This is a genomic window from Pseudomonas edaphica (genome assembly GCF_965277385.1).
Taxonomy (GTDB): domain Bacteria; phylum Pseudomonadota; class Gammaproteobacteria; order Pseudomonadales; family Pseudomonadaceae; genus Aquipseudomonas; species Aquipseudomonas edaphica.
This window is the reverse complement of record NZ_OZ255725.1, coordinates 6,483,209-6,509,247: the sequence shown is the minus strand read 5'-3', so window position 1 is coordinate 6,509,247 and position 26,039 is coordinate 6,483,209. Positions and strand designations below refer to the sequence as shown.

The 26,039-nt window shown below is 62.1% G+C and carries 19 protein-coding genes; 4 read left to right on the top strand and 15 right to left on the bottom strand.

What is annotated here, in order from left to right; genetic code table 11:
* Positions 1–12 precede the first annotated feature (12 nt).
* The 3 genes from ACQY47_RS29530 to ACQY47_RS29520 all read right to left on the bottom strand — a co-directional run bounded on the left by ACQY47_RS29530 (position 13) and on the right by ACQY47_RS29520 (position 3,225).
* Entirely contained in the window at positions 13–990 is a 978-nt protein-coding gene (locus tag ACQY47_RS29530; protein ID WP_017135608.1) for an ABC transporter permease subunit, read from the bottom strand.
* Complete coding sequence (locus ACQY47_RS29525) at positions 983–2,515, bottom strand: sugar ABC transporter ATP-binding protein (RefSeq protein WP_428554349.1); 1,533 nt, start codon at positions 2,513–2,515, stop codon at positions 983–985. The genes ACQY47_RS29530 and ACQY47_RS29525 overlap by 8 nt, the downstream gene beginning before the upstream one ends.
* Before the next feature lie 215 nt (positions 2,516–2,730).
* Positions 2,731–3,225: a hypothetical protein gene (locus ACQY47_RS29520; RefSeq protein WP_138449495.1), complete on the bottom strand. Its 495-nt coding sequence runs from the start codon at positions 3,223–3,225 to the stop codon at positions 2,731–2,733.
* A 171-nt stretch (positions 3,226–3,396) separates the two neighbouring features.
* On the opposite strand from ACQY47_RS29520, the gene ACQY47_RS29515 reads away from it, so the two are divergent.
* Positions 3,397–4,089, top strand: coding sequence for an aspartate/glutamate racemase family protein (locus ACQY47_RS29515; RefSeq protein WP_099549783.1), 693 nt, complete (start codon positions 3,397–3,399; stop codon positions 4,087–4,089).
* Here the strand turns inward: ACQY47_RS29515 and ACQY47_RS29510 are convergent.
* From ACQY47_RS29510 to ACQY47_RS29500, 3 genes are all read right to left on the bottom strand, one after another.
* Complete coding sequence (locus ACQY47_RS29510; RefSeq protein ID WP_017135604.1) at positions 4,086–4,598, bottom strand: GNAT family N-acetyltransferase; 513 nt, start codon at positions 4,596–4,598, stop codon at positions 4,086–4,088. The two genes, ACQY47_RS29515 and ACQY47_RS29510, sit on opposite strands and share 4 nt — an antisense overlap.
* Before the next feature lie 81 nt (positions 4,599–4,679).
* Entirely contained in the window at positions 4,680–5,825 is a 1,146-nt protein-coding gene (locus tag ACQY47_RS29505; protein ID WP_428554344.1) for a glycerate kinase, read from the bottom strand.
* 91 nt (positions 5,826–5,916) lie between these two features.
* Entirely contained in the window at positions 5,917–7,023 is a 1,107-nt protein-coding gene (locus ACQY47_RS29500) for a sugar diacid recognition domain-containing protein (protein WP_017135602.1), read from the bottom strand.
* A gap of 196 nt (positions 7,024–7,219) precedes the next feature.
* Here ACQY47_RS29500 and ACQY47_RS29495 point away from each other — a divergent pair, with 196 nt between their 5' ends.
* A complete protein-coding gene (locus tag ACQY47_RS29495; protein ID WP_017135601.1) occupies positions 7,220–8,530 on the top strand; it encodes an MFS transporter in 1,311 nt (436 codons plus the stop codon).
* A gap of 151 nt (positions 8,531–8,681) precedes the next feature.
* Here the strand turns inward: ACQY47_RS29495 and ACQY47_RS29490 are convergent, their stop codons facing one another.
* Both ACQY47_RS29490 and ACQY47_RS29485 read right to left on the bottom strand, forming a co-directional pair.
* Complete coding sequence (locus ACQY47_RS29490; protein ID WP_428554339.1) at positions 8,682–10,943, bottom strand: ATP-dependent DNA helicase; 2,262 nt, start codon at positions 10,941–10,943, stop codon at positions 8,682–8,684.
* Positions 10,940–12,583: a VRR-NUC domain-containing protein gene (locus ACQY47_RS29485; protein WP_428554336.1), complete on the bottom strand. Its 1,644-nt coding sequence runs from the start codon at positions 12,581–12,583 to the stop codon at positions 10,940–10,942. The genes ACQY47_RS29490 and ACQY47_RS29485 overlap by 4 nt, the downstream gene beginning before the upstream one ends.
* 187 nt (positions 12,584–12,770) lie before the next feature.
* Between ACQY47_RS29485 and ACQY47_RS29480 the strand changes: the two genes are divergently transcribed.
* On the top strand, positions 12,771–12,995 hold the full coding sequence (locus tag ACQY47_RS29480) for a YgdI/YgdR family lipoprotein (protein WP_017135598.1): 225 nt from the start codon (positions 12,771–12,773) through the stop codon (positions 12,993–12,995).
* Positions 12,996–13,122: 127 nt separating this feature from the next.
* On the opposite strand, the gene ACQY47_RS29475 is transcribed toward ACQY47_RS29480, so the two are convergent.
* Positions 13,123–13,287 carry a hypothetical protein gene (locus ACQY47_RS29475; RefSeq protein WP_164487936.1) on the bottom strand — a complete coding sequence of 55 codons (165 nt, stop codon included), beginning with the start codon at positions 13,285–13,287 and terminating at the stop codon, positions 13,123–13,125.
* Positions 13,288–13,485: 198 nt separating this feature from the next.
* On the opposite strand from ACQY47_RS29475, the gene ACQY47_RS29470 reads away from it, so the two are divergent.
* A complete protein-coding gene (locus ACQY47_RS29470; RefSeq protein WP_236460682.1) occupies positions 13,486–13,749 on the top strand; it encodes a hypothetical protein in 264 nt (87 codons plus the stop codon).
* Here ACQY47_RS29470 and ACQY47_RS29465 read toward each other — a convergent pair whose 3' ends face one another.
* From ACQY47_RS29465 to ACQY47_RS29440, 6 genes are all read right to left on the bottom strand, one after another.
* Positions 13,750–15,180 (bottom strand): polyurethane esterase, encoded by a 1,431-nt coding sequence (locus ACQY47_RS29465; RefSeq protein ID WP_428554331.1) that lies wholly within the window; start codon positions 15,178–15,180, stop codon positions 13,750–13,752.
* Positions 15,181–15,372: 192 nt separating this feature from the next.
* The gene (locus ACQY47_RS29460) at positions 15,373–18,480 is read right to left on the bottom strand and encodes an autotransporter outer membrane beta-barrel domain-containing protein (protein ID WP_428554328.1); all 3,108 of its coding nucleotides are present in this window, start codon (positions 18,478–18,480) and stop codon (positions 15,373–15,375) included.
* 157 nt (positions 18,481–18,637) lie between these two features.
* The gene (locus ACQY47_RS29455) at positions 18,638–21,595 is read right to left on the bottom strand and encodes an autotransporter domain-containing protein (RefSeq protein WP_428554325.1); all 2,958 of its coding nucleotides are present in this window, start codon (positions 21,593–21,595) and stop codon (positions 18,638–18,640) included.
* A 30-nt stretch (positions 21,596–21,625) separates the two neighbouring features.
* The gene (locus ACQY47_RS29450; protein ID WP_056859967.1) at positions 21,626–22,960 is read right to left on the bottom strand and encodes a TolC family outer membrane protein; all 1,335 of its coding nucleotides are present in this window, start codon (positions 22,958–22,960) and stop codon (positions 21,626–21,628) included.
* 2 nt (positions 22,961–22,962) lie between these two features.
* The gene (locus tag ACQY47_RS29445) at positions 22,963–24,276 is read right to left on the bottom strand and encodes an HlyD family type I secretion periplasmic adaptor subunit (protein ID WP_428554321.1); all 1,314 of its coding nucleotides are present in this window, start codon (positions 24,274–24,276) and stop codon (positions 22,963–22,965) included.
* Positions 24,273–26,030, bottom strand: coding sequence for a type I secretion system permease/ATPase (locus ACQY47_RS29440; protein WP_428554318.1), 1,758 nt, complete (start codon positions 26,028–26,030; stop codon positions 24,273–24,275). The genes ACQY47_RS29445 and ACQY47_RS29440 overlap by 4 nt, the downstream gene beginning before the upstream one ends.
* Between the last annotated feature and the right edge of the window lie 9 nt (positions 26,031–26,039).

Genomic DNA, 26,039 nt, shown 5'->3' with positions numbered 1-26,039 from the left:
TGTTGAGGTGTATCAGGTTCGTGCGCCGGACTGGCGATAGCGATCCAGCGCCACCGCGCCGATGATCACGATGCCCTTGATGATGTACTGCCAGATATCCGATACCCCCAGCAGCACCAGGCCGTTGGTGAGTACCGCGATAATCAGTGCGCCGATCAGCGTGCCACCGATGGTGCCCACGCCGCCGGTAAAACTGGTGCCACCCAGGATCACCGCCGCAATCGCATCCAGCTCATAGGATTGCCCCAGTTGCAGGCCGTTGGCGGCGAACAGCCGCGAGGCGCTCATCACGGCGCCAAGCCCAGCCAGCGCGCCGGACATGGCATAGACAAACAGCAGCACTTTCCACACCTTGATGCCCGACAGCCGCGCCGCCTCCGGGTTGCCGCCCACCGAATAGATCTGCACGCCCATCACGGTGCGGCGCAATATGAACCAGGACAGCAGCACCACAGCCACGGCGATGATCACCAGCCACGGCACGCCGAGCACGGAGTCGTTGCCGATAAACGCAAACGGCAGGTCGGGGTTGAACACAGTCTTGTCATCGGCCAATAAACGCGCCAGGCCACGCATGGCGGTCAGCGCACCCAGGGTGACGATAAACGGCGGCAGCCGCATGAAAGCGATCAGCCCGCCGTTGACCAAGCCCAGCAACAGGCCAAAACCAATGCCCGCCGCAATCCCGAACATGCCGAACTGCGGCGACATCGATGCCTGCAAGGCCACCACTGCAGACGCCGCCAGAATCGCGCCCACCGACAGGTCAATACCCGCCGTCAGGATCACAAAGGTCATGCCCGCCGCCAACACCACATTCACCGAGGCTTGCTGGGTGATGATCGACAGGTTCTGCACCGTGAGGAAGTTTTCGCTGGCCAGGGCAAAGCCCACCAGCAGCAAGACCAGCACGGGCAGCATGCCGACGGTGCGCATCAGTTCACGCACGCGTTCGGCCTTGCCGGTTGTTGCAATCATTGAATCAGCCATGGGCAGCCACCTGATCGCCACCAGTGGCGAGGTCGATAATTCGTTCCTGGGAAATGACGTGGCCCGAAGCCCCGCCGACTTCGGCCACTAACTGGCCTTCGCGCATGATCAGCACACGGTCGCAGGTGCCGATGATTTCCGGCAGCTCGCTGGAGATCACCACAATGCCCACACCGGCCAGCGCCAGTTGATTGATGATGCGGTAGATCTCGGACTTGGAGCCGATGTCCACGCCGCGAGTCGGCTCGTCGAGGATCAGCACATGCGGCTTGACCTCCAGCAGCCGCGCCAACAGCACCTTTTGTTGATTGCCGCCGGACAGTGCGCCGACATTGACCTTGCCCGACGCCACGCGAATCGACAGTGACTTGATCGCATCATTGGCACGTTGCGCCGCGTGCCCACGGTCCAGCACGCCACCGGCATGCGCATCCGGCACACAGGCGCACACGTTGATGTTGTCGGCCACGCTCATGTCCAGGAACAGGCCTTGAGCCTTGCGGTCTTCGGTGAGGTAGACGACACCTGCGCGAATCGCATCCGCCGGGTTTCGCAGTTGGGTGACGGTCTTGCCGACCACTTCCAGGGTGCCGCAGGTGCGCGGGTCGGCGCCGAAGATCAGCCGTGCCAGTTCCGTGCGCCCTGCCCCGACCAGCCCGGCAATGCCCAGCACTTCACCGGCATGCAGGTCGAAACTGCAATTGCGCACGCGTTTGCCGTCGGCCATGTCGCGCACGCGCATCACCACGTTGCCGGGGTTGTACGCGGCGTGTTCCTTCTTGTAGAAGCCTGACAGATCGCGGCCGACCATCATTTTTACCAGCACCTCGGCCGACAGCGCATCGCGGGTCAGTTCGCCGATGTACTGGCCGTCGCGCAGCACCGACACCCGGTCCGACAGCTCGTAGATCTCGGCCATGCGGTGGCTGATATAGATGATCGCCAGACCCTGGCTGCGCAGTTGTTTGATCAAGGCAAACAGGCGGTCGGTTTCACGCGATGACAGCGGCGTGGTCGGCTCATCCATCACCAGGATGCGTGCATGGGCATGCAGGGCGCGGGCGATTTCGACCAATTGGCGCTCGGCAATCGACAGGCTGCTGACGGGCGTCGCGGGTTTGAACTCGGCGCCCAGGCGTTGCAACACTTCGATGCAACCTTCCTGCATACCTTTGCGGTCGATGGTCCAGCCACGCCGCAGTTCGCGGCCCAGGTAGATGTTCTCGGCCACGCTGAGGTTTGGGCACAGGCTCAGTTCCTGGTAGATCACGGCGATGCCGAGGGTCTTGGCTGTGGCGGGGTCGAAGGTGGCGACGGGCTGGCCGTCGATGCGGATTTCGCCGCCGGGGTCGGCCTGGTAAGCGCCGGAGAGGATTTTCATCAAGGTCGACTTGCCGGCGCCATTCTCACCCATCAAGGCGTGGATTTCACCGGGGTAAACCTTCAGGCCGACATTCTTGAGCACGCGCAAACCATTAAAGGTTTTGCTGATGCCCTGCATCTCAAGCAAGGGTTCAAGGCTCATGGATGAGCTCCTGGATTTATTATTTTTGTAATCGAGTGTTGCCGACTCTATGCCAGATGCATTTCCGTACGCAAGCGCTTGCGCGTGCATTTTTTTGTTTGATTAAACGTTTCATCAAGCGCAAAACGAAGAAATTCGCCCTGCGCGCCCGAAAATGATTACCCGATCACGCCGACGCTCCACGCCCACATTTGACCGGGTCGAGCCAATAGCCTTCAGCCGCGCTCACGCGGGATCAGGCTCTGCAGTTGCGTGGCCAGGAAGTTGGCATCGAAGGCAAAGGTGTCCGGGTCTTTCAAACCATTGGTTTTCTTCCACAGCCAATCGTTTTTATCGGCCGGCAACACCAGCGACACACTGCCGTGCCGAGCAGCGGTAAGGCCCATCACCGACACCGATATCAAACCACCGGCCCCCATCACTTCCGGGACAAACTCCACGGGCTTGCCGGTGATATGCACGGTGAGTTTTTCGGTCTTGAAGGTCGAACTCTCGGCCGGCAGGCCCGGGCCGCTGGCGACGTAGGCTTCACGCTGAACCTCGAGCAAACCAACGCGCTTGACCGGTTCCAGCCACTGTTCGACCTGCCCGAACAACTCACCGAGCTTTTGTGCCCAGCGCGCTGACTGCAGGTCAAATTGCTGTTTTTTATGCGCTTCGCTGTCGGCGTAATGACGAAGCATCTCGCCCAGTTGCTGTACATCGTCCATTGCCATTTTCCTTGGGTTAACCAGGTTGCGAGCGGTGATCATGGCAGATGCGGCGGCTGACCGTTTGATTAACGCCTGCGCAACTGCACCGGTGATTTCGCCGGCAACTGCGTATGACTAATCCGTGGCCTGTGGGTAAGGTGAGGCAACATTTCTGTTCCGGAGCATCGCATGCGCACCATCGGCCTTATCGGCGGCATGAGCTGGGAGTCCAGCGCCGAGTATTACCGCATCATCAACCAGCGGGTGCGCGACCAGCTCGGGCCGCTGCGCTCGGCGCAACTGTTGATGTACAGCGTGGACTTCGGTCCGGTGGAACAAGCCCAGCACGCCGGGCGCTGGGATGACACCGCGCTGATCCTCGAAGACGCCGCGCGCCGCCTGCAAGCGGGTGGCGCCGACTGTGTGGTGCTGTGTACCAACACCATGCATTTGGTGGCGCCGCGTATCGAGGCGGCCGTATCGATTCCGTTCCTGCATATTGCCGATGCAGCGGGAGCGGCAGCGGTCGAAGCCGGCACCCTGACGGTCGGCCTGCTGGGCACCGCGTTCACCATGGAACAGGACTTTCTCAAGGCCCGCCTGGCCGCACAGGGCTTGACCGTACTTGTGCCCGACGCGCACGAGCGCGAGGCCGTGCACCGGATCATTTATGAGGAGTTGTGTGTCGGGGTGATCAGCGAGGCTTCGCGCCAGGTTTATCAACGCGTGATCGAGTCATTGGCGGCACAGGGTGCCCAGGCGATCATTCTTGGCTGTACGGAAATCGGCCTGCTGATCAAGCCACAACACAGCCACCTGCCGTTGCTGGACACCACCGAGCTGCATGCGCAGGCTGCGGTGGCGTTTGCACTGGCGGATTAGGCCGATTGGCGCAGGCGCGCCATGCTGACGGTGTCGACAAACTTGCCATCACGCAAAGCGTAATCGCGCAACAGGCCTTCGACTTCGAAGCCGAACTTTCGGTACAGGCCTTGCGCGGCTTGATTGTCGGCGTACACCGTGAGTTCCACGCGGTGCAGGTTCATCCAGTTGTCCGCCACGTCCAGCGCGGCCGCCAACAACCTGGAACCCACACCCTTGCCCTGCCAGGCCGTGGCCACGCCCATGCCGAACGAGCCGACATGGCTGCGCCGCACCCGCAGGGTCTGCTCCAGGCCAAGCTGGCCGATGACCTCGCCGCCATGCACCGCCACCAGCTGTAGCCGCCGCTCATTATCCAACGCCAGCTTGTTGCGCCAGGCCTCCACCGATTGGTAAGGCATTTGCAGCACCTGACGGCACACGGCCGGTTCGTTATAGAGCGCAGCGACGCCTTCGAGGTGGGCTTCGGTAAAGCGCTGGATCACGATATGGGGTTCAGGTGTGTGCATTGCGTTTCATCCTATGAAAGACAAGTGGCCGGCCAGTGTAGGCGGCAAGGTTGCATGCTGGCTAGGGTGGGAGCTGGCTTGTTAACTGCGCTGGCTGAACGCTGTGCGCCATACCCGCGCTATGTCCGCCGCGCGCTCGCGCAACAGACGCGGCGCCTCGCTGCACGCCTGTTCCAGGCTCATCGGGCCTGATGGCAAGGCGAAGGCGGCGTCCACACCATGGGCGTACATTTGCTCATAGCCTTCGCCCAAGGTGCCGGCAATCACGATGACCGGTACGCCATGACGTTGAGCAATCCGTGCCACACCAAAAGGTGTTTTGCCGCGCAAGGTCTGGGCGTCGAAGCGGCCTTCGCCAGTGATGACCAGGTCCGCACCACGCACGGCCGAGTCCAGGCCGACCAGCTCGGCGACCACCTCCACGCCCGCACGAAACTGTGCGCCGAGAAAGGCCTTGGCGGCAAACCCCAAACCGCCTGCCGCGCCGCTGCCCGGTTCATCGCGCACGTCTTTGGGCAGCACCTGGGCGCAGTGATCGGCAAAGTACCCAAGCGCGGCGTCAAGCTGTTCGACTTGCTGTGGGTTGGCGCCTTTTTGTGGGCCGAAAATGGCAGAGGCGCCCTGCGGCCCGCACAGTGGATTGTTGACGTCGGCCGCGATTTCAAAACGCACCTGGGCCAAACGTCGGTCCAGGTGTTCCAGGCTGATCCGCGCCAGGCCTGCGAGAGCCAACCCGCCCGGTGCAAGTGCATGGCCTTGGGCGTCAAGCAGCTGCACGCCAAGCGCCTGCATCGCACCCGCGCCGCCGTCGTTGGTGGCGCTGCCGCCAATCGCCAGGATGATGCGCTGCGCACCGGCATCCAGGGCGGCGCGGATCAGCTCGCCGGTGCCGAATGTGCTGCTGATGCAAGCATCACGCTGGCGCGTCGGTACACGTTGCAAGCCACTGGCTTCGGCCATTTCGATCATCGCGGTATGGCTGTCGGCAAGCCAGCCCCAGCGTGCCTCCACCGCCTCGCCCAGTGGCCCGCTCACCGTTTCGCGACGCAGCTCGCCATGGCAGGCGGCGAGAACCGAGTCCACCGTGCCTTCACCGCCGTCGGCCATCGGGCACTGGACTACCTGTGCATCCGGCCACACCTGCGCGAGGCCGTCGGCAATCGCCTGGGCTACGCCTTCGGCACTCAGGCTGTCCTTGAATGAGTCGGGGGCGATGATGATTTTCATGGGCTTTCTCCAGTTTTTATAACGCCCATGCTGCCAGTTGCCATCGGCAATGACGCCGGTCCGATGCACAAGTGCGGGAGAGGTTTGTTGTTCATTGCGACAAAGCCTGGGGCAATAGCTGCACGCCAAGGTACAGCGCGAGCATGCCGTCAAGGGTCAGCGGGTCGACGCCGCTGAGTTCGGCAATGCGTTCCATGCGGTAACGCAGGCTGTTGCGATGAATGCCCAGGGCGTCGGCACAGGCCTGGCTTTGGCCATCGTGTTCACACCAGCTGCGCAAAGTAGCCAACAGCTGGCCGTTGGTGTCCCTGGCCAGGACTTTGCGCAAGGGGTTGAGCAGTTCGTCCAAGGCATCGTCGTTGCGATGACGCCAAAGCATCACCGGCAGGCGGTAGCGATTGAGGGTCAACAGCTGCGATTGCGGCAGGATATCGCGACCATAGGCCAGCAAATCCCCCACACGCCGGTAACAACGACGCAGCCCGGCGAGGCCATCGGCCTGCCCGCCGACGGCGACCCGCAAGATATTCCAGCCCAGACCCTGAAGCTTTTCCAGCAGCCTTGGGTTATCCACTTGAGCCAACGCAGGCCGGCACCACAACAACGAGAATTGTGCGGAACTCACGCACCAGCTGTCCGGGTAACGGCTGGTCAGCCAGGCACTCAATGCCTCCGCCGATTGGCCTGCGCCCAACTCGAACAGGTAGGGCGTGCGGGCCAGCTGAGGCTTGAGCCCCAACTGCTGGGCTTCATCCACCAGGCGCGGCGAGTTACCGCTGTCGGCCAGCAGCAAGGCCAGCAGGTCATCACAGCGTTGGCGCCGCCATTGCTGCTCGGCTTGCTGATGGCGATGGCTCACCAGCATTTCGGCGGTCATGCGCACCAGTTGCGCGTAGGTGCGCAGCAACGCCGGCTCGCCAGTAATGCCCAGCACGCCGATCAGGCGCTGGTCGTGCATCAACGGCAAGTTGATACCGGGCTGCACGCCCTTCAGGTGTTTGGCGGTCTGGCCGTCGATTTCCACTACGCGACCATTGGCCAGCACTAACTGCGCGCCTTCATGGCGAGTGTTGATTCGCTCCGGCTCGCCACTGCCCAGAATCAGCCCCTGGCTGTCCATGACGTTGACGTTATAGGGCAGGATCGCCATGGTGCGATTGACGATATCCTGCGCCAGGTCATGATCGAGCTCGAACATGAGGCTAAGTTCCTTGAAAGGCGCGGTTGTTCATGGGGCGTTCATGCTGTTGTTCATCCTGTTGTTCAGAGGCACAGCGCAAAGCCTGCTTGACTGTGCGCGGGCACAAAGACAGCACCCAGCAAGGTGGCCGAGACTCTTTGGGCGATCAACGTTACCCTCGCATCGCGAAAAATCATAATAAAGAGAGACTGCCATGTCACAGAGCGCCGCTGCCACACTGGCCACCGATGACGATAAAAACGCCATCTACAAGCGCATTACCCTGCGCCTGATCCCCTTCATTTTTATCTGCTACTTGTTCAACTACCTGGACCGGGTGAACGTTGGCTTTGCCAAGTTGCAGATGCTCGATGCGTTGAAATTCAGCGAGACCGTGTACGGCCTGGGGGCCGGGATCTTCTTTATCGGCTACGTGCTGTGTGGTGTACCGAGCAACCTGGCGCTGACCAGGTTCGGCCCTCGACGCTGGATTGCACTGATGATGATCGTCTGGGGCACGCTTTCCACCTGCCTGCTGTTCGTCACCACTCCCAGCCACTTCTACGGCTTGCGCCTGTTGACCGGTGCCGCAGAAGCCGGGTTTTTCCCCGGCGTGGTGCTGTACCTCTCGCAGTGGTTCCCGACCTTTCGCCGTGGGCGGATCATGGCGTTGTTCATGTCGGCAATTCCGGTGTCCGGCCTGCTGGGCAGCCCATTTTCCGGCTGGATCCTCAACCACTTCGCCGCCGGCCAGGGCGGCCTTGCGGGCTGGCAGTGGATGTTCCTGCTGCAAGGCATTCCCACGGTGATCCTGGGCGCCCTCGCCTACTTCCTGCTCAGCGACAGCTTTGCCAACGCCAAGTGGCTCACGCCCCATGAACGTGCAGTGCTGGAAGCCGATCAGGCGACGGACCTGGCCAACAAACCGAAAACCACCACCGATTCGCTCGGCGAAGTGTTCAAGAACCCGGCGATCTGGGCGTTCGGCCTGATCTACTTCTGTATCCAGAGCGGCGTGTATGCCATCAACTTCTGGCTGCCATCCATCATCAAGAACCTGGGCTTCAGCGATAACCTGGTGATTGGCTGGCTGAGTGCGATTCCGTACCTGCTGGCCGCCGTGTTCATGCTGTTGGTGGGCCGCTCCGCCGACTTGCGCAAGGAACGTCGCTGGCACTTGGTGGTGCCGATGTTGATGGGTGCGATTGGCTTGGTGATTGCGGTGAACTTCGCCACCACCCCGGCGCTTGCGATTCTCGGCCTGACCATCGCCACCATGGGTGCCCTTACCGGCCTGCCGATGTTCTGGCCGGTACCCACTGCCCTGCTCAGCGCGGGTGCGGCGGCTGGCGGCCTGGCGCTGATCAACTCCATGGGGCAGATGGCAGGGTTCTTGAGCCCGTATATCGTCGGCTTTGTGAAGGATGCCACCGGGTCCACGGACATGGCGCTGTACCTGCTGGCGGCGGTGATTGTGGCCGGCAGTGTGTTGGCGTTGCGCATGACCCGCACCTTGAAGGTATAACGCGGTCTCTTTGAGGGCTGGCTTGCCTGTGATGCGCGTGGGTATCTAGGTAAGTCTTGGCCTCGGCTGGGCTGCTCTATCGCAAGAGTGGCAGGCGTAACCGTTATTGGGGTGATGGCGCAACTCTACGCCGCGGTTACCCCAATACCAGTTATGCACCTCGCCCAACCGCCCACCAGCGCGGCAACAACTGCCGCACACGGGCCTCGCCAAAGCGGTCATCGATCAACATCAGCACGCCTTGGTCCTGCTGGCTGCGGATCACCCGTCCCGCCGCCTGTACGACCTTCTGGATACCCGGATACAAATAGGTGTAGTCATAGCCCGCGCCGAAAATCGCGCCCATGCGCGCTTTCATTTGCTCGTTGACCGGGTTCAGTTGCGGCAAGCCCAGTGTGGCGATAAAAGCGCCGATCAAGCGCGTGCCGGGCAAATCGATGCCTTCGCCAAACGCGCCGCCCAGCACGGCAAAGCCAATGCCCCGGCTGTGCTGGGTGAACTGGTCCAGAAACCCTTGGCGTTCGGCTTCGGCCATGCCGCGTGACTGCAACCACAGCACAATCTGCGGGTGCCGCTCGGCCATCAACTGCGCCACTTGTTGCAGGTAATCAAAACTTGAGAAAAACGCCAGGTAGTTGCCCGGTTGCGTGGCAAATTGCTCGGCAATCAACTCGACAATCGGCGCCAAGGAGGCTTGGCGATGCACAAAACGCGTGGAGATCGCATCGACGATGCGCACCTGCAGTTGCTCGGCCTGGAACGGCGATTCCACATCGACCCACGCGGTATCGGCAGGCAACCCGAGCAAGTCGGCGTAATAGTGGCGCGGGCTCAGGGTGGCGGAGAACAGCACGCTGCTGCGGGCCGCGGTCAGCCTGGGGCGGATGAATTCGGCGGGCACCACGTTGCGCAGGCACAGGGTCGAAGCGCTGCGCTTGCCGAACTGGCGCTGGCTGATATCGAAGATGAAGTGTTCATTGAACAGCTCCGCCACCTTGGCAAACTGCAACGCCTCGAAATAGAAGGTTTGCAGGTCGCCGCTGAGGGCCAAGGGGTGGTCGTTGAAGTAATCGCCCATGGCGCTGGTGCACAGGCTTAAGGCCTGCAGCAGCTTGTCGGGTTTGCTGGCGTAGGCCTGGTACGGTGCGACTTGGTCCTTGTGCACGGCGTTCCATTCGCGGTTCAGGCGCTGCAACGGTTTTTTCAACGGCTCAGGCGCGCTGTCGCGCAGGGTCTTGAGGCTGTACTGATCAAGGCTGGCGCTGTACATCGAGCGGGCGCGCTCCACCAGGTTGTGGGCTTCGTCCACCAGCACGGCGGCGCGCCATTGGTTCAAGTGGGCCAGGCCGAACAGCATGGCGCCGAAGTCGAAATAGTAGTTGTAGTCGGCGACCACCAGGTCGGCCCAGCGCGCCATTTCCTGGCTCAGGTAATACGGGCAGACGTCATGGGCCAACGCCACCTCGCGCAGGTTGCGCTGGTCCAACAGGCGCACCTTGGACGCCGCCACGCGTGCCGCCGGCAAGCGATCATAAAAGCCCTTGGCCAACGGGCAGGAATCACCGTGACAGGCTTTGTCCAGGTGCTCGCAGGCCTTGTCACGCGCCACCAGTTCGAGCACGCGCAGCGGCAAATCGGGGCAGCTGGTGTAGAGCACGTGCGCGGCGTCGAGGGCCAACTTGCGCCCGGGTGTCTTGGCGGTCAGGAAAAACACCTTGTCCAGCTGCTGCGGCGCCAACGCCTTGAGCAGCGGGAAGATCGTGCCGACGGTCTTGCCAATGCCGGTAGGCGCCTGGGCCATCAGGCAGCGGCCCGTGCTGACGGCCTTGTAGACCGACTCGGCCAACGCACGCTGGCCGGTGCGAAACTGCGCATGGGGAAACGCCAGCGCCTGCGCGGCGTCGTTGCGCGCCTCGCGGTGCTGCATTTCCTGGCGCGCCCAGCCGAGGAACAGCGCACATTGCTGGTTAAAGAACAGCTCAAGGTCGGCCGCTTGAAAGCGCTGGTTCAGCAAGGTTTCACCTTCGCCAACAATATCGAAGTACACCAGCGCCAGGTCGATCTCTTGCAGGCCGAGTTTGTGGCACATCAGCCAGCCGTACACCTTGACCTGCGCCCAATGCAATTGGCGATGGTTGGCGGGTTGCGCGTCGAGGTCGCCGCGATAGGTTTTGACTTCTTCCAGGCGATTGCTGTCCGGGTCGTAGCCGTCTGCCCTGCCCCGCACTTTGAGCTGCTGGTATTCGCCTTCCAGGGCCACTTCATTCTGGTAATGGGCACTGCGTCGTGAGGCCACCGTGCGATGGCCGATAATGCCTTCCTGGGCGCTGGGCGACGGCGTAAAGCGCAGGTCCAGGTCGCCGACCTTGGCCGTGAACTCGCACAGCGCGCGCACCGCAACGCTGTAGCTCAAGCGGTTTGCGCCCAGCGCACATAACAGACAGTCACCGGCATCTGGTATTCGCCGCAGAACTCCAGCCAGCGCAGTTGGTTGTCCTGCAGTCGGTCACCAGGGCCTTTGACTTCGATCATGCGGTAGGTCTTTTGCGCCGGCCAGAACTGGATCAGGTCCGGCATGCCGGCGCGGTTGGCGCGGATATCCAGCAGCAGGCGTTCAAACCAGTAACGCAGGTGTTCGGCCGGCAGGCACGTCAGGGCTTGCTCCAGCAGCTCTTCGCTGAGCAGGTTCCAGAACACGAACGGCGACTGGATGCCCCATTTGTCCATGTAGCGCTGGCGGATGGTGGTTTTGTAACGCTCATCCGTAAGCTGTTCGAAGCACGCGGCGAACAACACAGCCCGACGTTGATGAAAGTCTTCGCTGTGCAGGTCCACCGGCCCGCGCTGGAACGGGTGGAAAAACGACCCTGGCAGCGGCGCGAAAATCGCCTCCCAGCACAACAGCCCGAACAGCGAATTGATCAGCCCGTTTTCGACGTAATGCACCGGCGCATCGGGCGCGCTCAGGTGCGCCTGCACGCAGGATTCCACCGACATCAGTGGCGCCTGCACCAGCGCCAGGTCCAGGCGCGAGACCTCACGCGGCTTGACCTTGGGCAGCGCCGGTTCACCGAGCTTGCGCCGCAGGCGTGGCAGCACGCGCAGCAGGTGTTGCTGTTCGGCAGCGCTTTGCGGTGCTTGCTGCGCCGCGCACGCCAGGGCCATGGCTTGAGCGTAATCCTCCTGGCGTTCGAGCACGCGAATCAACCGCGAGCGCGCGCCGGGATAGGTGCAATCACGGTAGATCTGCGCCGCCAATTCCAGCTCGGCACTGCGTTCGCAATAGTGGCCGATCTGGAACAGCAATTTAGCCCGGCGCTTTTCCAGCCAGGGGTTATCGGTGGCAAGCAGCACGATCTGCGCCAGTACCTCGTCCAACGCCTGGCCGGCTTCGAAGGCCTGCTGGCATTGGTGCAGGAACAGAAAACCGTGCACATCGTCACGGCTGCGCAGGCCACGGGACTCGGCGCAGAACTCGACTTTTTCGTAGGTGTAGATGCCCAGGTCAGCCAGCACGAACTCCGACCAGTCCTGGTGCAGGTTGCCGAAGAACATCAGCCGCAGGCGGTCGCACAGGTCCATCACGGTGAGGCTGTAGAGCGTGTCGCTCAGTTCGGGGCACCACTGGGCAAAGCTGCGTGACTCAGTGAACTGCGCCGCCAGCCCTTCCAGCCAGTCGGCCTTCTTGCCTTTGGGCTGGTCAATCCACGGCGCGAAGGCGGCGAGGATTTCGCCTTTTTGCAGCAGTGCGAACAATTCATCAAAACCCAGTTGGCTCTGCTGATCCACCCAGCCCTGCTGCACCAGTGCAAGCGCCGCCGTGTGAGTGCAGCCAATTTCGAGGTAATTGAGTTTGCTCGCACGAAAATGCGCGCCCTTGCGCATCACCATGCGCACCAATAACGCCTGGGACGGCTGCGGTAACCTGTCAAATTGCTGAATAAACTGCATTTCATCCGGGTCGAGCAAATCGGCATATCGCTGCCCCAGCCACAGCAGGACTTGGCGGAAGTTATGCAGGTAATACAAGGGATCGTCGAGGGGATTGGCCATGTCGCGCACTGATCAAATACTGGTTATGCATACAGAGTGCCGCCAGCGGCGCGCTGTTGCAATCAGTAATAGATAAATGGCCCACGCAACTTTTTGTATAAAAGTGATCAGATAGGACAGTTGATGGCGTAACATTTGTGGCCCGAAGCCTTAGGCGCGGGACTTTTCAGGGTTAAAGGTAAGGGTAATGAACATGAAGAATTTGGGTCTGCCGCTGGTTGCACTCACTTTTCTGCTAATGGCCGGTTGCTCCACGCAAACCGTAGTGACATTGCAAAATGGCACGCAGTATTTGACCAAGGACACCCCCAAGACCAAGACAGCCGATGGGTTCTATGAATTCACCGACATCGCCGGCAAGCACATCCGCATCAAGGCTGATGACGTTGCGACGGTACGCAGCGAAAAGTGAAAGCAATCGCCTGAACATAAAAAGCCCCGCAATGCGGGGCTTTTTGTTTAATCGTTCCCACGCTCCGCGTGGAAATGCAGCCCAGGACGCTCCGCGTCCCAAAGCGTGACGCAGAGCATGGGAACGATCAGTACCGGTAGTACGGGTGGTAATACGGGTGATAGTAGGGATGGTAGTAATACGAGTGGTAGTACGGCCGGTAGCAGCATGGGCCAGGATAGGCCGGGTACACCGCGCACCCGCCCAAGCCCAGTAGCACCAAGGCGCACAGTAGCAATCGAAGTCGGGACATGTTCGGTTCCTCACATGACGCGCGAAACAGCTCGCGGGTAGTGATTAAACGCGTGAGGCCTGCCGGACCCGTCGCAGCGTTGCGCCGCTGGTCGGTGAAGATTTATTTACCGAAGGATTTTCGCCAACCCGGCGTTCAACCGATAAGCCGCCTTCATCTTCGAAGGCGGTAGAACGGAGAAAGACGGCCATGGCACTCATGTCCCGGACGGTACGCGCGCTGTTACTCATCCCCCTGAGCCTGGCGGCGCTGGCCAGCGCGCCGGCGTTTGCCGATACCATCATCATTCGTCAGCCGCCGCGGGTCATCGTGGTTGCTCCCCCGCCGCCGCCGGTTTATTACGGGCATTGGGGTTACGCCCCACGGCCTTACTACTACCCCCATCATGTTTACAGCTATGGCTACGGCTACCCCCACCGGCCGTACTATGGTGGCGGCTGGCGGGGGCAACACTGGCATTGATCAGCCGATGCTGACGCCGTCGGCCCACAGGCCGCCATGCCCGACGCCGACCAGGGTCACCGAGTCGGCGCCAAAGGTCAGCACCGTGTCGCCGCCGACCACTTTGGCATGGTCGCGCAGGTCGGTGCTGCCCTCCACGTTCTGGAACACCAGCTTGTCCGTGGTTTGGTAGCCAATCACCCGATCATTGCCAAAATGGCCGCTGAACAGGAAGGTGTTATGCCCGCTGTTGTCGCGGATTGTGTCATTGCCTTTGCCACCTTCGATAAAGTCTGCGCCCTTGCCGCCCTGGATCAGGTCATTGCCGTGGCTGCCGATAATGAAGGTGTTGCCCTTGTGCGGTTCGGCATTGCGGTTGAGGTCCTGCACCCAGGTGGTATCCCGCGCCGGGTCGGACAGGTTGGCGACAATCACTGTGGAGTCGCGGGTCATCTGGTCGTAAAAGCCGGACTCGAGGATGCGCGTCATGCCGTCGCCATAACCGGTGGGCAAATGTGAGACCCAGGTCGGCAGGTTGACGATCGAAAACGGCAGGATATTCCACAACGTCGAGGCGTAGTGGTCGTTGAAGCTGACGATATTGTCGGTGGTCGACTCGTGGGGTTTGTCGTGCACGCCCAGGGACGACAGGTTGAAGGATGAGCCGTCGAGCGCGCGGAACACCGGGTCGTTTTCGTAGCCGATATTGAGCACTTTATCGCCCGCGCTCTGGGTCGGTGAGGCATAGGCCACGTAGTTGGCGTCCTTGTAGAACCCCGACCATTTGTTGTTGCTTAAATCCGCCATGCTGTTGACCGCCAGCCCGCCCAGGCTGTGGCCGCTGACCACCACGTCCTTGCCGCTCAGGCCATGGGCGCCGGCATAGTCGGCGACATTCTTGAGCAAGCCGCCAAAGGCTTCGCCCGCATAGTTCTTTGCATAATCCTTGGGGCCGAAGGCCGCCAGCAGGTCGCTGATTACGTCGCCGATGGAATCTGTGATCAAGCTTTCCCGTGGCCCCGACGTGCCACGAAAGCCGATGCCGATTTCGAGCAGTTTGCCGGCGTCATCGTACTTGCCCAGCACCTCGACCTGGGCGGTGGTGTAACCGGCCTTTTCGCCAAAGAAGGTGCCGCGCGCATCGACCTTGCCGCCATAGCCCAGGTCACTGGCGCTGATAGGCGTCCAGCCGGCTTTTTGCACCGCCTCAAGCGCGGCTTTTTCCGAGTCGGGGTTCCAGGGAATCCCCGGGATCACCCCTTGCGAATTAGTACTGCCCAGCAACGCCCCCACCAGCGTGGCCGGCAAGCCAAGCCCCAGGCCGTTGTGCTGGTAACCCACGGCAAAGCCGTTGTCCAGGTTGTGGTAGGAATACAGCGTGATCGCCATGGCATCGGCGAACAGTGTTTTGGAGCCCTCGGTGCCGAGGTTTTTATAGTCAAAGATACCCATGGTAGTGCCTCTCTGTTGTTGGATTTGTAGAGAAAGCGAAAACACGTGTGGCCCTCGTGGTGAGTGAGCCTATGTGGGAGCTGGCTTGCCTGCGATAGCCTCACCTCGGTACAACTGACCGACCGAGGTGTCTGCATCGCGGGCAAGCCCGGCTCCCACATAAGCCCAAACCCATACAAGGGGTGAAGCCTTTTAGAACGCCCAGTCGAGGCTCAACCCTACCCCGTGGACCTTGTCCTTGCTGGCCAACAGGCCGTTGTAATCAAAATTGATCCGCGCATCCTTGCTCAGCGCCAGGCTGACCCGTGCACCGACCAACGCGGCGTCGCGCACCATCGGCGCACTTTCCACTGCGAACGCAGGGCCGCCCGAGGCGAACGCCAGGTGCTGCTCGGAATCGGTGCTGCTCAGGTTGTGCTGCCAGCCCAGGGTGCCGGACACTTCCAGTTGCTGGTGATCGTTCACGTTAAAGGTCTTCAAGGCGCGCACGCCCAGGGTGCTCAGCACCACATCGCGGGTGTCGTCATGGCCTTTGAGCGCGGCGGCGTCACCCTTTTCGGTGAACCCATCAGTGTCCAGATGCACATAGGCCAGGTTGGCGAATGGCTCCAGGGCCAGCGGTTGCAGGTTGACGCGGTAAGCCGCCTCACCAAACACCTGGGTGCTGCTCGCGTCCACTTTGACCTTCTGCTTGCCGGCCACATCACCGTATTGCAGGTCACGCTTCACATCGGCGCGATGCCAGCTGTAGGTCGCCCCACCGCTCAGGCGCAAGGCACCGATTTCATGCCCGGCATAGGCACCGAAGTGGTAGCTGTCGACCGAGGCACGGGAATGGGTGTCGTTGCCCATGTTCAAGGAGGTGTCACTGTAGCCAGCGACCAAACCGATACGCGTCGAGTCATCCAGTGCGCCATCCACACCGGCGAGCATGCCGCCCAGCGACGTGGTGTAGCCCGCGGTGTCGCTGCGGCTGTCGGTCTTGCCCCACGCGCCCAAGGCCTTGACCCACACGTTGCCACGGCTGTCGATGGTTTCGCTGCTGGCGCCCATCTCGCCATTGCGCAGGCGCTCGCCAACGGCTTCGCGCACGTAACGGCTGTCGTTGATTAACGCACTTTGCAGCGCCGGGTAGATTTCGCCGGAGAGCTGCTGGAACGCGCCTTGGGCCGAGGCCGCATTGGGCGCCAGCAACAGGCTTTCATACACCGCGTTGCCTGCGCCCAATTGGTCCGCCGCCGCCGCGACCGCACGTTGGTTCGGCGTGACCGCCACACTGGCGAAGCTGTTGGTGCGTGCCACGTCCAGTTGCACGCCGTTGGCGGCATAGTTCAGGGTGCCGCCGATAAACAGGTAGTTCGGCAGCACCGCGCCGAAGCTGCCGGTAATACCGCCTGCGGCTTGCAGGATGTTGTACTGGCGGCCAATCAGGCTTTGCGCCTGGGCGTTGGTTAGCAGCGTCGGGCTGTTCTCCAGGGCCAGGGTCACGGTACCGCCATTGAGTGTGGCGGTGCCGCCGGCCACAATGCGGTCGCTGCTGGTGGGCGACAGCTCAACCGCGTAGGTCGAACCCGCATCAAAGGTGACATCGCCTGCCACATTCAAGGTGCCGATGGAGTTGCCCGGCGCCACGGTGCCGCCGCTTTTGGCAGTCAGCGAGCCGATACGGCCCGAGCCACCGAGCACGCCGGCCTGGCTGACGGTGACGTCGGAAGTGACCGAGCCATTAATCGCCAGCAAGCCCTGGTTGACCAGGGTCGGCCCGCTGTAGGTGTTGGTGCCGCTCAGCACCAACGTACCGATGCCTTGCTTGGTCAGGCCGCCATGGCCGGAAATGTCATTGCTCCACACATCCAGGCCGCAATGCACGTCGGTGCACAGACGCTGGGTCGGTTTACCGGCATCCACCACCGCACCAATGCCTGGCAGGTCGGCGACAAACTGGCTGCTGCCATAGGCGCCGTCGATACGGAACTCAGCAGGAATATCCTCAGCGGTCACGAACATCCCTGGCCCGTTGACTGCTTTGCCCAGGTTGATCATGCCCCAGCCATACAGCGCGTCGATGCCCGGCGCGCCAAGGTCGGTGGCGGTGGTTTTGAGCACGGTGGCGACCTGCTCGCCGCTCATGTACGGGAAGCGCTCCATCAGCACCGCCGCTGCGCCGGCCACATGGGGCGCAGCCATGGAAGTGCCGTTTTTGTTGGCCCAGTCGGTGGTCAGGTTGCTCAGGTCGGTGCCGTTGATGATCGAGCTGAAGATTTTGGTACCGGGTGCCGACACACAGAAGCTCGCCGCATAACCGCAACGCGACGAGAAGGTGCTGATCACATACGGGTTGGCACTCGCGGTGTCCGGGTTTTGCTGCAAGGCGGCTACCGACAGCCAGTTCGGTGCAATTTCCGGCACAAAGTACGCAAGACCCGACATCGCGTCCGGGTTGTTGCGGTTGTAGTCGTTACCGGCAGCAAAGATGGTCAGCACGCCGCTGCGGGCCGCATCGATTGCGCCTTGGTAGGCGCCGCCGGCAAGCGTGCCGAGGATCGGCCGGATGTTGTTGAACTGCGCCTGGGCTTCATTGACCGTGAAGTTGGGGTACGCCGGATCGCGGCCGCCCTTGGCGTATTGATCGCCAATGCCGATGCCCCAGCTGTTGTTGATGATGCGTGCGCCGCTGGCCACCAGCCCATCCCAACCGGCCTTGTACACCGCGCCGTCGTTGCCGAGGATGATCCCGTCTTCCGGGCCTGGGTCGCCGTTTTCGGCGCTGAGGATCTGCGCATTGAACGCCACGCCATGCATCGGCCCGCCGTCACGGTTACCGGCGGCAATCCCGCCGACGTGGGTGCCGTGGTTACCCAGCTTGCCGTTGGAGTCCTTGGACGGCGTGCCGTCATAGCGGAACGCATCGCCGGCCTTCACCGGGATATACGGGTCGGTGTATTGGCGGATGCCCTCGGTGACAATCGTCACCACCTTGTTGGGGCTGGCGAACTCCGGGTGCTGCGCATACACCGGCTGGTCAAAGATGCCCAGCTTGACGCCTTTGCCGGTGTAGCCGGCGGCATACGCAGTGTCTGAATGGATGGCGCCCAGCCCCCAATCGGCCTTGAACTCGTTGCTGCGCCAACTGGCGGCATCGCCCAGTTTGCCGGTTTCCACATAGGGTGCGGCCTGGGCGGTCCCCAGACTTGCCAGGCAGCACAGCAACGCGCCGTATGGCACGCAGCTCAAAGCCTTGAGCGGGTAGCCCGGGCCTGTGTGAGTGGCGGTATTTAACCCTGGTTTGCGTTTGTTCACGGTGACCTTCCTTAGTTTTCTTATTGCCGGTATGTGAATCACTTTTCTTCAGCGCCGCAGTGCTCAGGTGGGAGCTGGCTTGCCTGCGATAGCGTCAGCTCAGCCAACCTTTTCATCGACTGACCCACCGCCATCGCAGGCAAGCCAGCTCCCACAGTTAGAACTGCCAGTTCAGGCTCAGCCCCACGCCTTGGGTTTTCGCACGCCCACCCAACTGGCCGTTGTAATCCAGGTTGACCCGCGTGGCCTTGCTCAGCGCCAGGCTGGCCTGCACACCGACCAGCGCGGCATCGCGCAGCAACGGCGAACTGCGCACGGCAAAAGACGGCCCGCCGGCGACAAACGCCAAGTGTTCTTCGGATTCAACCGCCGTCAGGCTGTGCTGCCAGCCCAGCGAACCGGACAGTTCCAGCTGCTGATGGTCATTCAGAGGCAGGGTTTTCAAGGCCCGCACACCGAGGGTGCTGAGCACCGCATCGCGCCGATCACTGCCACGTTCCAGCGCCGCCGCAGCGCCTTTTTCATGAAAGGAATCACTGTCCAGGTGTACATAGGCCAGGTTGGCGAACGGCTCCAGCGCCAGCGGTTGCAGGTGAATGCGGTACGCAGCTTCAGTGAACAACTGCGCCGTGCGCGCATCCAGCTTGGTCTTTTGCTTGCCGCTGACTTCGCCGTACTGCAGGTCACGCTTTACGTCGCCGCGATGCCAGCTGTAGGCACCACCCACGCTGACGCGCCAGTCGCCCAGTTCACGCCCGGCATACGCGCCGAAGTGGTAACTGTCGATGGACGTCGACGAGTGCGTGCCACTGCCCATGTTCAGCGAACTGTCGCTGTAGCCGGCAACCACACCCACGCGGGTCTGCTCGTCCAGCGCGCCGTCCACACCGGCGAGCAAACCGCCAATCGAGGTGGTCGAGCCTGCCGTTTCGCTGCGGCTGTCGGTCTTGCCCCAGGCGCCAAGGGCCTTGATCCACAGGTTGCTTTCGCCGTTCACGGGCACATGGCGCAGGCGTTCACCTACAGCATCGCGCAGCTGCAGGCTGTCGTTGATCAGCATCGCTCCAATCGCCGGGTAGATCTCACCCGACAGTTGCTGCAAGCCCTGGCGGGCCGTGGCCACCGAGTCCGACTGCAACAGGCTTTCATACACCGGGTTGCCGGCGCCCAACTGCTCGGCCGCCGCCGCGACACTGCGCTGGTTGCGCGTGGCGGCAACGCTGGCGAACGCCGCGTTGTTGCGCCCCACATCCAACTGCACGCCGTTGGCGGCGTAGTCGAGGGTGCCGCCGAGGAACAGGTAGTTCGGCAGCACCTGGCCAAACTGGCCCTGAACGCCGCCCGCCGCCTGGAGGATGGTGTATTGGCGGCCGATCAGGCTTTGCACTTGGCTCTGGCTGAGCAGTGTGGGGCTGTTTTCCAGCGCCAGGGTCACGGTGCCGCCGCCCAGCACGGCTTTGCCGCCTGCGACGATGCGGTCGCTGCTGGTGGGCGTGAGTTCCACCGCATAGGTGGAGCCTGCGCCCAGGTTCACATCACCGGCCACCTGCAAGGTGCCTACGGAATTACCCGGTGCCACGGTGCCGCCGCTGTTGACGCTCAAGGCGCCGATGCGTCCGGAGCCGCCGAGGGTGCCGCTGTTGTTGACGGTCACCGCCGAGGTCAGCGAACCGTTGACTGCCAGCAGGCCGCCATTGACGCTGGTGGCACCGCGATACGTGCTGTCGCCGCTGAGCACCAGGCTGCCGGCCCCGGATTTGATCAGGCTGCCTTCATACACGCGGTTGGCTGCGGCCTGATCACGGGCAGTGCCAACGGCGTAATCGGTCTGTTCCTGCTGGCTGGCATTCGCGCCCACGCCGTTCTGCCAACCCTTGTCGATCAGGGTTTGCTGCCAGGCACCGTGCTCGGCGCGGTCTTCGGCCTGGCGCTGAACCAAGGCCTGGTCGGAGATGCCGTTGCTCCACACATCGCCCTGCCCGGCCGCGAGGTTGACGTTCATGTTGCCAAGCAATTGCCCCGGGCCATGCATCGCTCGGCCAAGGTCCGGCACGCCCCAGCCGACGATGGTATTCGGTGCTTGAGTGACAGAGCCATCGAGTTGCGTGGCAGTGGTCAACAGTACCTGCAACGCCTGCTCATTGGTCATGTACGGGTAGCGCTCCATCACCAGCGCCAGCGCGCCGGTGGCATGCGGTGCCGACATCGAGGTGCCGGACTTGACCCCATAACCGCCATCGGGAATGGTGCTGTTGATCAGCGCGCCAGGCGTAGAGATGCACCAGTATTTGGCTATCCCGCATTTGTTGTATTTCTGGTTATTGGCTTTATCCAGGCCGGACACCGCCAGCCAGTGGCCTTCCAGTTCCGGCTGGAAATACGGCAAGGCCGAGCGCACGCTGGCATTCGCATACCCGCTGTTGCCGGCGCTGAACACATTGATCACCCCGGCCTTGGCCACATCCGCCGCGGCATCCAGCCAGGTGCCCTGGTTGTAATGCTGGGCATAGGCGGCGTGCAGATCGCCGAGGGTCTGGTAGCTGACATCCTTGGGCTGGCTGCCCCAGCTGTTGTTGATGGCGCGCACGCCGGAATCCACCAGCGCGGTATACACCGCCTTGAAATACTTGGGGTCCGGGGTCGGGCCAAACAGGAAGCTGTCGTTGGCGTTGGTGTTGCCCACGTAGATTTGCGCGTTGTAGGCCACACCGTGCATGCCCACGCCATCACGGGCTGCGCCCATGGTGCCGGTGACATGGGTGCCGTGGGAATCATTGTTGGGGTTGAGTGCGCCGGTGGTGCTGAACGGCTTGCCATCGACGTAGGTGCCGCTGGCGGTGACAGCGTGGTAGCGGTCTTTGGAAGCTTCAGGGTGGTTGGGGTCAAAACCCGAATCCAGCGCGCCGACTTTGACGCCGTTGCCGGTGATGCCGGCCGCATAGGCTTCATCCGCCTTCATGCGCCCCAGGCCCCAGTCGCTCTGGAATTCGGCGGAGCGCCAACTGGCGGGGTTACCCGCTTGGCCGTTTTCGGTATAGGCCGCCTGTGCCGCAACGGACAGCAGGAGTAACGAGCCTGCGGTAAACGGTTTGAAACGTGGTGAATGGGTGATCATCTAACCCCTCCTTATTCTTCTTATGGATGCTCATTTCACCGGGCCGAAAGCCTCATCGACTTTCGCCAGGTCGGTGTCGCGCAAGTTGCCCGCGTAGTAGTGCAATTTGGTCCAGGCCATCAGGTAGTCGTAGCGGGCCTGGGCCAGGTCGCGACGGGTGCTGTACAGCTGCTGCTCGGCGTTCAGTGCATCGAGGTTGACCCGCTCGCCACCGAGGATGCTTTGCTTGGTCGACACCACCAGCGCCTCGGCCGAGGTCAGTGCCTTTTGGTACGCACGCAATTTGCTCACGCCCGACAGGCACGCACTGAACTGGCGGCGCAGTTCGATCAGGGTTTCGCGGGTCTTGCCTTCCAGCTCGTACTCGGCCTGCTCCATGCCACGGCTGGCCTGGCGAGTGGAGGCGGAGATACCGCCACCGGCGTACAGCGGCAGGCTGACTTCAACGCCGATGGTGTTGGTGTCGTAGCGCTGGTTGTAAGTGTTGCCGCTGTCGGACTCCTGTTTGCGCGAGCTGGCATACGCGGTGATCTTGGGCAAATGCCCGGCGCGGTTGCGCTCCACTTCATAGCGCGCCACTTCCACGGCCTGGCGCTGGGACGCCAGCGTGGGGTTATTGCTCAGCGCCAGTTCATGCCAGGTGTCGTAGTTGGCCGGGGTCAGGGTGAAGGCAGCAAAGCTCTGGTTCAGCGGCGCCAGGTCGTGGATATCGACGCTTTGCACGCCGATCAAAGCCCCCAGTTCGCGCAACGACGCGTCCTGCTCGTCCAGCGCCTGGATCTCTTCGGCGGTGGCCAGCTCATAGCGCGACTCGGCCTCGAGAATATCGGTGCGCGTGCCTTCGCCCTGCTGGAACAGGTGCTGGTTCTGCTGGAACTGCTGCTCGTAGGCCTTTTTCTTGGCGCGGGCGATGTCGATCTGGTCCTGGGCAAACAGCGCCTGGGTGTAATAGCTCAGCACCCGCACCAGCAACGCCTGGCTCTTGTCGCGAAAGCTTTCATCGGCGAACAGCGCCTGGGCCACGCCCTTGCGGTAGTTGGCATAGGCTTCGTAGTCGAACAACGGCTGTTGCAAGCTGAAGGTCGAGCCATAGCTGTTGTAGTTGCGGTCGTCGCGATAACTGCCGCCGCGCCCGTCCGGCAGGTGCGCTTCGGAGTTGTTGCGGCCCTTGTTGTAGTTGTACGAAAGCCGCGGCAGCAGCCCGGCACGGCCGATGGTGCGGTTTTCCAGGCCGGCGTCACGCTCCTTGATGGCGCCGAGAAACACCGGATCGTTACGCAATGCCTGCTCGTACACATCAAACGGGCCCATGGCGGCGTGGGCACTGGTGCAGCTCAATAATAAGGTGATGAACACAACGCGCATGCTCATTCCTCAGTCAACGCAGAACCGGCGCGATCGAGCAGCGGTTTGAACAGGTAGTTGAGCAAGGAGCGTTCGCCGGTGCGTACAAACATCTCGGCGGGCATGCCCGGTTTGATCACCAGGCCGTGGAGTTTTTCCAATGCAGCCTCGCTGACCGTGGTGCGCAGCACGTAGTAAGGCTGGCCGGTCTTTTCATCGAGCATCTGGTCGGCCGAGATCAGGCTGACTTCGCCCGGCACGCGCGGGGTGCGGCTCTGGTTGAAGGCAGTGAAGAGGATATCGACCGGCAGGTGGGTGCCCACTTTATCGACCAGATGCACCGGCAGGCGCCCTTCCACCTCCAGGCGCGTGCCCTGGGGCACGATCTCCAGCAGGGTTTCACCGGCGCGCACCACGGCGCCTTCGGTGTGCACGCTGAGGTTGACCGCAATGCCATCGGCCGGCGCATTGATTTCGCTGTGCTGCAAATCAAAACCCGCAGAGGTCAGTTGCTGTTCCAGGGTCAGGCTGCGCAGTTGTGCGTCGGCCAACTGGCTGCGCACTTCTTTCTGATACTCCTCACTGTGCTGCTGCAATTTGAGGCGTGATTCGAGAATGCCCTGCTCCACGCGGCCACTTTCGCCAGTGTTTTGCGCCAGGTCCTGTTGCACCTGGGACAGTTGGCGCTGGTAGTCCAGCAAGCGGTTGCGCGGGATATAGCCGTTGTCGGCCAGGGGTTGCAGGTTGGCCAGTTGGTCGCGCAGGGATTGCGCCTGGGCAGACAGGTCGGTACGGGCGCGGCGCATGCCGCTCAGTTGCGAGGTGGCACCGTCGATGTTGGCGCGAATACCGGCTTGTTCACGGGCAAAGGCTTCACGGCGGCTGCTGAACAGCTGGCGTTGGCCTTCCAGCACCAGAGCCAGGGCCGAGTCGGGGTTGGCGCTCAGCTCAGCGGGAAAGGTAATCGCCGCTTGGTTATCACGCTCGCTCTGCCAGCGTGCCACGCTGGCCCAGGCCATGCGGTACTGGGCTTGCAGCGACTGCACGTCGGCCTGGTTCTGGGTCTGGTCGAGGCGAAACAGCGGCTGGCCCTGTTTGACCAACTCGCCCTCCTTCACCAGGATCCGGCTGACCACCCCAGGGCTGAAGGTTTGCACGGCCTTGCGCTTGCCCGAGACCACCACCGTGCCTTGCACCGGGATGCCCTGGTCCAAGGGCGCGAGGCTGGCCCAAAGGAAAAAACCACCGGCGCCGACAATCGTCAACCACCAGCCCATCTTTACGAAAAAACCGGCATCACGTTCTTTAAAGCGGGGCTCTACAGTAAGGCTGCTCATGCGCCTGGATTCCTTCCGGTCTGGTACTGACGGCTAAGGCTCACACCGGCCTTTTCCCGTGGCGCTTCCTGCTGTTGCTGGCCCGACAACGCGCGCAGCACTTCCTGGCTGGGGCCGAAGGCCTGCAATTGGCCTTCACTGAGCACCAGCAACTTGTCGGCCTGGGCCAACGCCGAGGAGCGGTGGGTGACCAGCACCACGCTGCTGCCCTGGGCTTTCATCTGCACGATGGCACTGGCCAGGGCGGCCTCGCCCACGGTGTCGAGGTTGGAGTTGGGTTCATCCAGCACGATCAAACGCGGCGCGCCATACAGCGCACGCGCCAGGGCTACCCGCTGCTTCTGGCCGCCGGAGAGGCCGCCACCGTTGTCGCCCAACACGGTGTCGTAGCCTTGCGGCAGACGCAGGATCAGCTCATGCACACCGGCCTGTTGCGCGGCTTTCACCACCAGCTCCGGGTCGGCATCACAAAAGCGCGCAATGTTGTCGGCGATGCTGCCGCTGAACAGTTCGATGTCCTGGGGCAAGTAGCCGATATGCGGGCCGAGATCGTCGCGGTTCCAGCGATGGATATCCGCGCCGTCCAGGCGCACGGTGCCGGCCAGGGTTGGCCACACGCCAACCAGCACGCGGGCCAGGGTCGATTTGCCCGAACCCGAAGCACCGAGCACGCCCAGCACTTCACCGGCGCCGAGGTTGAAACTGACCTGTTGCAAGGTCGCCACACGCCGCCCCGGCGGGCCGGCGCTGACGTGTTCGAAACTCACCTGGCCCTTGGGCGCCGGCAACGCCATTTGCTCGGCTTCGGGTGGGAATTCACGCAGCAGGTCGTCAAGGCGTTGGTAAGCCAGCTTGGCCGAACTCCACTGCTTCCACACCGCAATCAATTGGTCGATAGGGCTGAGTACACGGCCCATCAGGATGGACCCGGCGATCATCATCCCGGCGGTCATCTCGCCTTTGATCACCAAAAAGGCGCCCAGGCCCAGCACCAAGGATTGCAGGCACAGGCGCAGGGATTTGCTCAGCGAGGTAATCACCGAGCCGGTGTCGCTGGCCCGGTTCTGAAACCCGAGGAACTGCGAATGCACGGCGAACCAGCGTTTACGCAACGCGCCGAGCATGCCCATGGCCTGAATGGTCTCGGCGTTGTGCAGGTGGCTGGTAGCCAGCTGGGTTGATTGTTGGGAAAAAACACCCGCCTCGCCCAGTGGTTTTTTGGTCAGGTATTCATTCAGGCACGCCAGCGCGATCAACAACACAGCGCCCGCCGTGGCCAACACGCCCAGCCACACGTTGAACAGGAAAATCACAAACAGGTAGATGGGAAACCACGGCGCATCGAAGAACGCGAACAACGCAGGCCCGGTGATGAATTGGCGAATCACGGTCAAATCGCCCAGCGATTGCCCGGCATGCCCCTGCCCGCGTTGCAGGTTGCGTTCAAACGCGGCTTTGTACACGCGCAAGTTGAAGCGCCGCTCCAACTGGCTGCCGATGCGAATCACGACAAAACTGCGCAGCACTTCCAGCGTGCCGATGAAGACAAAGAAACCCACGACCATCAGCGTCAACATCACCAGGGTGGTTTCATTCTGGGAGGACAACACACGGTCGTACACTTGCAGCATGTAAATCGACGGCACCAGCATCAACAGGTTAATCAAGGCGGTAAAGCAGCCGATGCTGATCAAAATACCCTTGTATTCACCCAGCGCCCTAAATAAGGGCGCAACCACATTGGACTTCGCCATAGTGTCTGT